At 73.1% G+C, this 9,320-nt stretch carries 10 protein-coding genes; 5 read left to right on the plus strand and 5 right to left on the minus strand.

Annotated elements, in window-relative coordinates; genetic code table 11:
* Positions 1 to 52 precede the first annotated feature (52 nt).
* Positions 53 to 244 (minus strand): FxSxx-COOH cyclophane-containing RiPP peptide, encoded by a 192-nt coding sequence (fxsA, locus tag AE652_RS27070; protein WP_049656076.1) that lies wholly within the window; start codon positions 242 to 244, stop codon positions 53 to 55.
* Positions 245 to 388: 144 nt separating this feature from the next.
* Positions 389 to 1,021, minus strand: coding sequence for a pyridoxamine 5'-phosphate oxidase (gene pdxH, locus AE652_RS27075; protein ID WP_049656088.1), 633 nt, complete (start codon positions 1,019 to 1,021; stop codon positions 389 to 391).
* A 438-nt stretch (positions 1,022 to 1,459) separates the two neighbouring features.
* Between pdxH and AE652_RS27080 the strand changes: the two genes are divergently transcribed.
* Together AE652_RS27080 and serC are read left to right on the plus strand one after the other, a co-directional pair.
* Positions 1,460 to 2,560: a citrate synthase 2 gene (locus AE652_RS27080; protein ID WP_049656080.1), complete on the plus strand. Its 1,101-nt coding sequence runs from the start codon at positions 1,460 to 1,462 to the stop codon at positions 2,558 to 2,560.
* Between the two features lie 175 nt (positions 2,561 to 2,735).
* Positions 2,736 to 3,863, plus strand: a complete 1,128-nt coding sequence (gene serC / locus AE652_RS27085) for a phosphoserine transaminase (RefSeq protein WP_049656082.1) — start codon at positions 2,736 to 2,738, stop codon at positions 3,861 to 3,863.
* A 341-nt stretch (positions 3,864 to 4,204) separates the two neighbouring features.
* Here serC and thpR read toward each other — a convergent pair whose 3' ends face one another.
* Positions 4,205 to 4,792 (minus strand): RNA 2',3'-cyclic phosphodiesterase, encoded by a 588-nt coding sequence (thpR, locus tag AE652_RS27090; protein WP_063780281.1) that lies wholly within the window; start codon positions 4,790 to 4,792, stop codon positions 4,205 to 4,207.
* Positions 4,793 to 4,838: 46 nt separating this feature from the next.
* Here thpR and AE652_RS27095 point away from each other — a divergent pair, with 46 nt between their 5' ends.
* Positions 4,839 to 5,357 carry a GNAT family N-acetyltransferase gene (locus tag AE652_RS27095; RefSeq protein WP_082345996.1) on the plus strand — a complete coding sequence of 173 codons (519 nt, stop codon included), beginning with the start codon at positions 4,839 to 4,841 and terminating at the stop codon, positions 5,355 to 5,357.
* A gap of 75 nt (positions 5,358 to 5,432) precedes the next feature.
* Here AE652_RS27095 and AE652_RS27100 read toward each other — a convergent pair whose 3' ends face one another.
* A complete protein-coding gene (locus tag AE652_RS27100; RefSeq protein ID WP_082345997.1) occupies positions 5,433 to 7,031 on the minus strand; it encodes an MFS transporter in 1,599 nt (532 codons plus the stop codon).
* 136 nt (positions 7,032 to 7,167) lie between these two features.
* Positions 7,168 to 7,602 (minus strand): MarR family winged helix-turn-helix transcriptional regulator, encoded by a 435-nt coding sequence (locus tag AE652_RS27105; protein WP_030235202.1) that lies wholly within the window; start codon positions 7,600 to 7,602, stop codon positions 7,168 to 7,170.
* Positions 7,603 to 7,725: 123 nt separating this feature from the next.
* Between AE652_RS27105 and AE652_RS27110 the strand changes: the two genes are divergently transcribed.
* Complete coding sequence (locus AE652_RS27110; RefSeq protein ID WP_234348557.1) at positions 7,726 to 8,220, plus strand: VOC family protein; 495 nt, start codon at positions 7,726 to 7,728, stop codon at positions 8,218 to 8,220.
* A 283-nt stretch (positions 8,221 to 8,503) separates the two neighbouring features.
* Positions 8,504 to 9,320: MHYT domain-containing protein (locus AE652_RS27115; RefSeq protein WP_063780282.1), on the plus strand; the 817-nt coding region annotated here is incomplete at its 3' end.

Below are 9,320 nucleotides of genomic sequence, written 5' to 3' on the forward strand. Positions count from 1 at the left end.
TGAACGGAGGGCGCGGACGCCGGGCGGGGGCGCGGGCGCGCCGGGCGGCGCGCTACCGGTCGAGCGCCGACTGGAAGGCGGCGAGCGGCTCCGCGCCGGGGGTCAGGGCGTCCGCGACCACCCGGCGCAGCAGGTCGCCGAGGACGGTGTCGGGCAGGGCGTCGAGTTCGTCGAGCGGCAGGGCGGCGACGTCGACCAGGTCAGAGCCGAGTCCAGCGGCGGTTTCCGCACCGGTGACGCCCATCAGTCCCTCACTCGATCGTGTCGGCACAGCGGGCTGCCGGCCGCAAGTGCATCGACCCAGGTCCGCGACGGGCATCCTACACCCGGGGGATGACGGTCCATCAGCTCCGCGCGGGCGCCGCGCGGAGCCTGTGGGCCGAACGGATCACGGGCAGAGCCGCTCCACCCGCCACCCCGTCGGGCTGGACGGGTCGGCGACGTAGCGGAGCCGGTCGTGCAGCCGGTTCTCCCGGCCCTGCCAGAACTCGACGCTCCGCGGGACCACCCGGTACCCGCCCCAGAACGGCGGGACGGGCACGCCCTCGCCCTCCGGGTAGCGGCGCTCCAGCTCGGCGTACCGCTGTTCGAGGACCTCCCGGCCGCCGACCGGGCTGGACTGCTCGCTGGCCCAGGCGCCCAGCTGGGAGCCGTGCGGGCGGGTGCGGAAGTAGGCGGCGGTCTCGTCCCGGCCGACCTTCTCCACCCGGCCCTGGACGATCACCTGGCGGGCCAGCGCGATCCACGGGAACAGCAGCCCGGCATGCGGGTTGGCGGCCAGCTCGGAGCCCTTGCGGGAGCCGTAGTTGGTGAAGAACACGAAGCCGCGCAGGTCGTAGCCCTTGAGTAGGACGGTGCGCGAGCTGGGCCGCCCCTCGGCGTCGGCGGTGGAGAGCACCATCGCGTTGGGTTCCACCACCCCGGCGTCGTCGGCGTCGTGGAACCAGCGGGTGAACTGGCCGATCGGCTCGGGCGCGAGCTGCTCCTCGACCAGGCCCTCGTGGCTGTAGTGCTTGCGCATCACGGTGAGGTCCGGGCCGGGGCGGGCCTCGTCGGCCAGGGTCCGGTTGGCGGGGCTCGGGGGCGTCGACTGGGCGCGATCCGGGGTCTGCACGCCAACATCATCCCGTACGACAAGCAGCGGGCACCGCTACCTCCGGACAAACCCCGGTGGGAGATCAGGTGACCCTCCACCGCTTGGCCGCCCGCCCTGCGGGGAATTGTCCGGAACCGGACGTTTGGTTCCGGCGATTCCAGGGGTTCCGGGAGCGCCACGGGCCCGGCCGACCCCTCCGACGGGGAAAGTCAAACGGGTCGACGGGAAACATCACCATGGTGGTGTATGGCGCAATGCACCCCGTGCCTGTCACCCTGGCACCGAGTGCCAAACACCATTCGGTCACTGGCGCGCCGCCCCACCACGGCGGAGCGCCGATCACAGAACTGAGGGAGCCGTCGCATGTCCGATTTCGTACCCGGGCTTGAGGGAGTCGTCGCGTTCGAGAGCGAGATCGCCGAACCCGACCGTGAGGGCGGCGCCCTGCGGTACCGCGGTGTCGACATCGACGACCTGGTGGGCAGCGTCTCCTTCGGCCACGTCTGGGGCCTGCTGGTGGACGGCAAGTTCAACCCCGGCCTGCCGGCCGCGGAGCCGTTCCCGATCCCGGTGCACTCCGGCGACATCCGGGTCGACGTGCAGTCGGCGCTCGCCATGCTCGCCCCGGTCTGGGGCCTCAAGCCGCTGCTGGACATCGACGCCGAGCAGGCCCGCGACGACCTCGCCCGGGCCGCCGTGATGGCACTCTCCTACGTCGCCCAGTCGGCCCGCGGCCAGGGCCTGCCGATGGTCCCGCAGAGCGAGATCGACAAGGCCGAGACGGTCGTCGAGCGGTTCATGATCCGCTGGCGCGGCGAGCCGGACCCGAAGCACGTCAAGGCCGTCGACGCCTACTGGACCTCCGCCGCCGAGCACGGCATGAACGCCTCCACCTTCACCGCCCGGGTCATCGCCTCCACCGGCGCCGACGTCGCGGCCGCGCTCTCCGGCGCGGTCGGCGCGATGTCCGGCCCGCTGCACGGCGGCGCGCCGTCCCGCGTGCTCGGCATGATCGAGGAGATCGAGCGCACCGGCGACGCCACCGCCTGGGTCAAGAACGCCCTGGACAAGGGCGAGCGCCTGATGGGCTTCGGCCACCGCGTCTACCGCGCCGAGGACCCGCGCGCCCGGGTGCTGCGCCGCACCGCCAAGGAGCTCGGCGCGCCGCGCTTCGAGGTCGCCGAGGCGCTGGAGAAGGCCGCGCTGGAGGAGCTGCACAACCGCCGCCCCGACCGCGTGCTGGCCACCAACGTCGAGTTCTGGGCCGCCATCATGCTGGACTTCGCCGAGGTCCCGGCGCACATGTTCACCTCGATGTTCACCTGCGCCCGGACGGCCGGCTGGTCGGCGCACATCCTGGAGCAGAAGCGCACGGGCCGGCTCGTGCGCCCCTCCGCGCGCTACATCGGCCCCGGCCCGCGCCGCCCCGAGGAGATCGAGGGCTGGGACGCCATCGCCCGCTGACCCCCCGGTCGGCGAATACCGGACGAGCGTCCGGTCAGTGCCCCTGAGCAGCGGGTCCGGCTCCGGCCGGGCCCGCTGCCGCACGTTTCCGGGCGGCTCCCCGAGCAGCCGTGACCGCGGTCTCAGCGGGCGGACGGCCGTACCCCGCCGGGCCCCCGGCCGGTAGGCTGCGCGCGTGGCTCAGATCCAGATCCCCGCTGACATCAAGCCCGCAGACGGCCGTTTCGGCTGCGGACCGTCCAAGGTGCGCCCCGAGGCCCTGAGTGCCCTCGCCGCCACCCAGACCTCCCTGCTCGGCACCTCGCACCGCCAGGCCCCGGTCAAGAACGTGGTCAAGCGCGTGCGCGAGGGCGTGAGCAGCCTGTTCTCGCTGCCGGACGGCTACCAGGTCGTCCTCGGCAACGGCGGCTCCACCGCCTTCTGGGACATCGCCGCCTTCGGCCTGGTGCGGGAGAAGTCCCAGCACCTGGACTTCGGCGAGTTCTCCTCGAAGTTCGCCTCCTCGGTCAAGGCCGCGCCGTGGCTCGGCGAGCCGACCGTGATCAAGACCGCCCCGGGCACCCACCCGCTGCCGGTCGCCGAGGCCGGCGTGGACGTCTACGGGCTCACCCACAACGAGACCTCGACCGGCGTCGCGATGCCGATCGCGCGCCCGGCCGGCGCCGACGAGGGCTCGCTGGTCCTGGTGGACGCCACCTCGGGCGCCGGCGGCCTGCCGGTGGACATCACCGAGACGGACGTCTACTACTTCGCCCCGCAGAAGTCCTTCGCCTCCGAGGGCGGCCTGTGGCTGGCCACCTTCTCCCCGGCCGCCCTGGAGCGCGCCGCCGAGATCGCCGCCTCCGGCCGCTACATCCCGCCGTTCTTCTCGCTGCCGACGGCCATCGACAACTCGTCGAAGGACCAGACGTACAACACCCCGTCGCTCTCCACCCTCTTCCTGCTGGCCGACCAGCTGGAGTGGCTGAACGGCAACGGCGGGCTGGACTGGGCGGTCGCCCGCACCGCCGACTCCTCGTCCCGGCTGTACTCCTGGGCCGAGAAGTCCCCGTTCGCGACCCCCTTCGTGGCGAACCCGGCCGAGCGCTCCCAGGTGGTCGGCACCATCGACTTCGACGAGTCGGTGGACGCCGCCGCGGTCGCCAAGGCACTGCGTGCCAACGGCATCGTGGACACCGAGCCGTACCGCAAGCTGGGCCGCAACCAGCTGCGCATCGCGATGTTCCCGGCGATCGACCCGGCGGACGTCGAGGCGCTCACCCACTGCGTCGACTACGTGGTCGAGCAGCTCGCGCAGGTCTGACCCGGTCCCCCGAGGACACGGCCGAGGGCCACCGCCGACGGGCGGTGGCCCTCTCGCCGTTCCCGGGGTCCTGGGGCGTGTCTGTGCCCGGACGGGCCTCCGGCAGGCTCAGGCAGCCCTCGGACGGGCCTCAGGCAGGCCTCAGCGGCCGACCAGCGAGCTGATCAGCACGACGACCAGCATCAGCACCAGGGTGCCGGAGACGATGCGCATACGAGTCTTGGGATCCACGGTCAACGAGCGTACCTCCGGCTCACCCCGGACTCCGCCGGGCCCCTGCCCCACCGCCCCCCACGGCCCGCCCCCGCGGCGCTCAGCCCTCAGCCCTCAGCCCTCAGCCCTCAGCCCCAGTCGGCCAGCGCCCAGGTGCGCAGCGTCACGTAGCGCGCGGAGCCGCCGCCCTGGTCGCTGCGCACCAGGTGCAGCTCGGCGGCCTCCCACTCCGGCCCCCGGTAGTCGGCCAGCGCCGCCACCAGGCCGTCCAGCTCGGCCGCCGCGACCCGCCGCACGGCCCGCCGGTGCCCGCGCGAGGAGCCCGCCCGGGCGAGGGTGAGGTGCGGGTGGAAGGCGAAGTCGTCGGTCGCCCCGGTGACCTCGGCGGTGGCCTCCGTGACGGCCTCGGCCAGCCGGCGCAGCGCCCAGGCCTGGCCCTCGACCCCGGCCCAGAGCACCCGGTCGCCGAACCGCCCCGCGCCCGCGATCCGCAGCCGGTGCACCGGGTTGACCTCGGCGACGGCGGCCAGGCCCGCCGCCAGCTCCGGCAGCCGCTCGGCGGCCACCTCGCCCAGGAAGGCCAGGGTCAGGTGCCGGCCCTCGGCGCCGGTCCAGCGCAGCCGCTCCGCCCCCGGCAGCTCCCGCAGCGGCGCGACCGCGTCCGCGAGCCCCTGCAGCGCCTCGGTCGTCGGCAGCACCGCCACGAACAACCTCATGGATCAATCTTCCCGCGACCGGCCGTCTGGGGTAGAACGGTCTTCCATGAAGATCCGCAACGGGGGGTCCGCGGACGTCCCCGACATCCTGTCCCTGCTCGACGGCGCCGTCTCCTGGCTGACCGCCCAGGGCCGTACCGGCCAGTGGGGCGACCAGCCGTTCAGCACCAACCAGGCCCGGATCGACCAGGTCTCCTCGTACGCCGAGGAGCCGTTCCTGATCCGCCTCGCCGTGGACGAGGACGGCCGTACGGTCGGCTGCTGCGTGGTCTCCGAGGACCGCGGCCGGTGGATCCCCGCCGTGGACGAGCGCGAGCTGTACGTCCGCAACCTGGTCACCGACCGCACCCGCAAGGGCTCCGGCATCGGCGCCGCGCTGATCGCCGACGCGATCGAGGAGGCCCGCCGGCGCGGCATCGGCCTGCTCCGGGTGGACTGCTACGGCGGCGCCGACCGCAAGCTGGTCGGACTCTACCGGGCGCTCGGCTTCACCGAGACCGTGACGTTCGAGGTCGAGCAGCCGCACGGCCTCTGGCCCGGCCAGGTGCTGGAGATCCGGCTCTGACCCGCCCGCCCCTGAACCGTCCGGGCTCCTGAACCATCCGGGCCCCCGGGGCACTCCCGGGGGCCTGACACGGCATCAGCAGGCCGCCGCCAGATCCGACTTGCTCGCCGCACCGGTCCGCGGCACGAAGGCCACCACCCGGCCGCCGCGGCCCGGGTGCAGGTCGAACCGCACCCGCAGGTCCGCGCTGCGGGCCAGCACCAGGCCGACCGCGCCGGCCGCCGCCGCGGACACCAGTCCGCAGGCCAGCAGGCCGAGCCGGGGCCCGTACGAGGCGGTCACCCAGCCGACGACCGGGGCGCCGATCGGCGTGCCGCCGGTGAAGACCAGGACCAGCAGGCCCATCACCCGGCCGCGCATCTCGGGGTCGGTGGACAACTGCAGCATGGAGTTGACGGAGGTGTTGAAGCTCAGCCCGAACACCCCGATGAGCATCAGCAGCAGCGCGAAGGTCCAGTAGTCGGGCGCGAACGCGGCGACCACCTCCAGTGCTCCGAAGGCCAGCGCCGCGCCGACCAGCCGGCGCAGCCGCGGCACGCCCCGGCGGGCGGCGAGCAGCGCACCCGCCAGCGAGCCGATCGCCATCGCGGTGTTCAGCAGGCCGTACTGGCCGGCGCCCACCTTGAAGGTGTCGTACGCGAAACCGGAGAGCAGCGTCGGGAAGTTGAAGCCGAAGGTGCCGATGAACCCGGCCAGCACCATCGGCCAGAGCAGCTCGGGCCGCTCCCTGACGTACCGCAGGCCCTCGCGCAACTGCCCCTTCTCGCGGGCGATCGGCGCGGTCGGGCGCAGTTCGGACTCCCGCATCGCGAGCAGCCCGCCGATCACGGCGGCGAAGGACAGCGCGTTGACGGCGAACGCCCAGCCGCTGCCGACCGCGGCGATCAGCAGGCCCGCGACGGCGGGGCCGACCAGCCGGGCGGTCTGGAAGTTGGCGGCGTTCAGGCTGACGGCGTTGGCCAGGTCCTTCGGTCCGACCATCTCGGAGACGAAGGCCTGCCGGGTCGGGTTGTCCACCACGGTGACCAGGCCGAGCAGCAGCGCGAAGGCGTACACGTAGTACGGCGTCACCACACCGCCGACGGTCAGCACCGCGAGGCCGGCGGCCAGCAGGCCCATCGCGCCCTGGGTGTAGATCAGCAGCCGGCGCTTGGGCATCCGGTCGGCGAGCACGCCGCCGAACAGTCCGAGCAGCAGCATCGGCAGGAACTGCATGGCGGTGGTGATGCCGACCGCGAGCGGGCTGCCGGTGAGGCTCAGCACCAGCCAGTCCTGGGCGATGCGCTGCATCCAGGTGCCGGTGTTGGACACCACCTGGCCGGCGAAGTAGTAGCGGTAGTTGCGAACGCGAAGGGAGGAGAACATCCCCCCGGGCCTCGTGAAGCGGGCGCCTGTGGGAGATGTGGCCGACGAGAGGGGCCGAGCGGAGCTCGCCGAAGGAAGGGTGGTGGTGGGCGACGGGTGGGATCGGCCGGGAGCGGCGGGGTCCGCCGCGGTGCGTTCGTCGGGGTCGTCGTCGCCGTTGCCGGGCAGTCCCGTGGGGGCGGGTGCCTGGGCTTCGGCGGCCGCGGCACTGGCCGCGGCGGGGTCGGTGGTGGGCTCGTCGGTGCGGATGGCGGCGCTGGCTGCGGCCGTCGGTGTCACGTTGGTCTCCCCTCGCGGCGCGACGGCCATGGCGGTGGCCGTCGCGCTCCTGGTGTCGGTGGTCGGTCCTGCGGTGATGCGGGCTCCTTGTTCTCCCGGCGGCCGGCCGGGGTCGGTGTGCCTCAGAGGTGTACGAGCTGCGGCCGTACGGACCGCGGGTGTACGGCTACAGGTGTGCGAGCTTGTAGAGCACGGGCGCGGCCTCCCTGAGGACGGCCCACTCCTCCTCGTCGAGCCCCTGGGCGAGCTCGGCGAGCCAGACGTTCCGGCGCCGACGACTCTCCGCGAGGATCGTCTCGGCCTGCTCGGTGCTGCTGACGACCACCTGTCGGCGGTCCTCGGGGTGCGGTTCGCGCCGCACCAGCCCCTTCTCCTCCAGCATCGCGACGATCCTGGTCATCGAAGGAGGCTGCACGTGCTCCTTCCGGGCGAGCTCACCCGGCGTCGCCTTCCCGCACCGGGCGAGGGTGCCCAGCACTCCCATCTCGGTGGGACTCAGCGACTCCTCCACCCTCTGGTGTTTGAGTCGTCGGGAGAGGCGCATCGTGGACGATCGCAGCTGACTGATCGCTGCGAGGTCCTGCTCGGACATCTCGGGCATCTCTTTAGCTTACGTCATTACTCTCGCTAAGGAAAATGAGATCCGCCGCCGTGCCGGAGGGTCACCCCGGTGCCATATTGGTGATGGGCCCCAGCTCTCGACTCCCAGAAGGGCCGACCTGCCATGTCCGACCTCGCCACCGAGCGGTCCGAGCGGTCCGAGCCGTCCGGACGGCCGCAGTCGTCCGAACGGTCCGACCGGCCCCGGTCGTCCGAGCAGCCCCAGCCGACCGGGCCGACCGGGCCCGCCGACACCGGCTTCGGCCGGCTCGCCATGGTCACCATCGACTGCGCCGACCCGGTCGCGCTGGCCTCGTTCTACGGCGAACTGCTGGGGTGGGAGACCAGGCACGCGGACGACCACTTCGCCATCCTGGACAACCCCGAGGGCGGCAGCCCGCTGGGCTTCGGACGGGTGACCGGCTACCGACCGGAGCCGTGGACGGAGCCGGACGGCAGCAAGCACTTCCACCTCGACTTCTACGTCGACGACCTGGACGAGGCCACCGCCAAGGCCCTCGCGCTCGGCGCCACCGAGCCCGCCTACCAGCACGGCCGCACGCTGCGGGTGCTGATCGACCCGGCCGGCCACCCGTTCGGGCTAGCCCCCTTGGAGTAAGCACCAAAGGCGGCCGGGGGCGGTGCGCAGGCGGTGTCAGGGGTTGGTGCCGGGATCATGCAGGCCGCGTAAAGGCCCATCCTGACCTGGGACTTCACGAAAAACGCGAACATTGTGCGACTGCCGGTCGATGGCTAATCTCCCCCTTGTCAGGGGCACCACACGCCAGGCTCCTCCCCGCGGGACGGCGTTCCCGCTCCGGTGCCCGTTCGCCGCGCGCCTTCCCCGACCAGCCGCGCCCTCCCGCGCCCCGGTGCCCTCAACCCTCGTCCAGGGAGCTCTCTTGGGTGCGATCCACCATGCCGACCACGGCTGGGTGACCCCGGCGGTCTCGTACTTCGTCGCCTGCCTCGGCGCCTTCGTCGCGCTGCGCAGCGCCCGCTGGGCGCTCGTCTCCCAGGGCCGCACCCGGGTCGTCTGGCTGCTGTTCGCCTCCACCTCGCTCGGCGCCGGGATCTGGTCGATGCACTTCATCGCGATGCTCGGCTTCTCCGTGACCGGCGCCGAGATCAGCTACCGGCCCCTGCTCACCGTGCTCAGCCTGCTGGTCGCCGTCGCCGTGGTCGGCATCGGGCTCTTCACCGTCGGGTACTGGCGCCGCCGCGCCCCGGCCCTGCTGGTCGGCGGGCTGACCACCGGCCTCGGGGTCGCCGCGATGCACTACCTGGGCATGGCCGCGATGGTCCTGCCCGGCCGGCTCGGCTACGACCGGACCGTCGTGGCGGCCTCGGTGGCCATCGCCGTGGTCGCCGCCACCGCCGCGCTCTGGGCCGCGCTGAACATCCGGGGCACGCTCGCCGTCCTGGCGGCGGCGCCGGTGATGGGCGTGGCGGTCTGCGCGATGCACTACACCGGCATGGCGGCGCTCTCCGTCCAGCTGGACTTCTCGCGCTCCACCGAAGGCGGCGTGATGGCGCTCCAGTTCATCTTCCCGCTCGGGGTCGGGCTCGGCTGCTACGTCTTCTTCGGCTCGCTGGCCTTCGCCGTCTCCCCGAGCCGACCCGACTCCCAACCCCTGCTGGCCGGTCCGGCCGCCCCGCTGCCCCCGCGGGCCGCGCGCACCCCGGGCGACCCCGAAGCAGGCCCACAACTCCACGGAG

Source organism: Kitasatospora sp. MY 5-36 (genome assembly GCF_001182915.1).
In the GTDB taxonomy this organism is placed as follows: Bacteria; Actinomycetota; Actinomycetes; order Streptomycetales; family Streptomycetaceae; genus Kitasatospora.

Coding starts and splice junctions, on each gene's coding strand:
- AE652_RS27095 (WP_082345996.1), top strand. CDS start 4,839: ATGAAGATCCGCAACGGGGGGTCCGCGGACGTCCCCGACATCCTGTCC.
- pdxH (WP_049656088.1), bottom strand. CDS start 1,021: ATGCGCAAGCACTACAGCCACGAGGGCCTGGTCGAGGAGCAGCTCGCG.
- AE652_RS27080 (WP_049656080.1), top strand. CDS start 1,460: ATGTCCGATTTCGTACCCGGGCTTGAGGGAGTCGTCGCGTTCGAGAGC.
- AE652_RS27100 (WP_082345997.1), bottom strand. CDS start 7,031: ATGGCCGTCGCGCCGCGAGGGGAGACCAACGTGACACCGACGGCCGCA.
- AE652_RS27110 (WP_234348557.1), top strand. CDS start 7,726: ATGTCCGACCTCGCCACCGAGCGGTCCGAGCGGTCCGAGCCGTCCGGA.
- fxsA (WP_049656076.1), bottom strand. CDS start 244: ATGGGCGTCACCGGTGCGGAAACCGCCGCTGGACTCGGCTCTGACCTG.
- AE652_RS27105 (WP_030235202.1), bottom strand. CDS start 7,602: ATGCCCGAGATGTCCGAGCAGGACCTCGCAGCGATCAGTCAGCTGCGA.
- thpR (WP_063780281.1), bottom strand. CDS start 4,792: ATGAGGTTGTTCGTGGCGGTGCTGCCGACGACCGAGGCGCTGCAGGGG.